At 58.1% G+C, this 482-nt stretch carries 1 pseudogene; it reads left to right on the top strand.

Annotated features, from left to right (window positions below):
- Positions 1 to 201, top strand: a pseudogene (locus I3253_RS20350) (hypothetical protein); the annotation flags it as partial.
- Positions 202 to 482 lie beyond the last annotated feature (281 nt).

Genomic DNA, 482 nt, shown 5'->3' with positions numbered 1-482 from the left:
CGCGTCCTCGGCCGCTCCCCGCGCGGCAAGCTGGTCGAGTGCGGCGGCATCTGGAAGAAGCAGAACAAGGAGACCGGCGCCGACTACTACACGCTGACCATCCGCGACCACGGCTTCAACGCCAACCTCGGCAAGGCCGCAAACCAGGACGATCTGTCCCTGCAGGCTGTCATCCCTTGGGGCCCCAAAGACGCCGCCTAAGCCAACGGCCAGACCGCTCCGGCGGTCTGGTTTTTTCTTGTTCCTGGGAACGACAGCGGTTTGAGTGAACGAACGAAATATGAAGCCCCGAAGCAGCCTATTGCGGGCAACATTGCGAGCTTCATAAGTCCTACACCACCCTTGCTCAGGGCAGCATGACCCCGCGGTTCTGAACGGTCACATACATCAGCGTCCAAGAATTAAGGGTTCTGCCTCAATTTGTGTGGCGCAACTATCCTGAGCTTGGAACATTCGGGAGGGATAGTCGTGATTTCAAAAAA

Origin of the sequence: Thiosulfatihalobacter marinus (assembly GCF_016019955.1) — a bacterium.
Lineage (GTDB): Bacteria > Pseudomonadota > Alphaproteobacteria > Rhodobacterales > Rhodobacteraceae > Shimia > Shimia marinus_A.
This window is presented reverse-complemented; position numbering and strand designations above follow the sequence as displayed.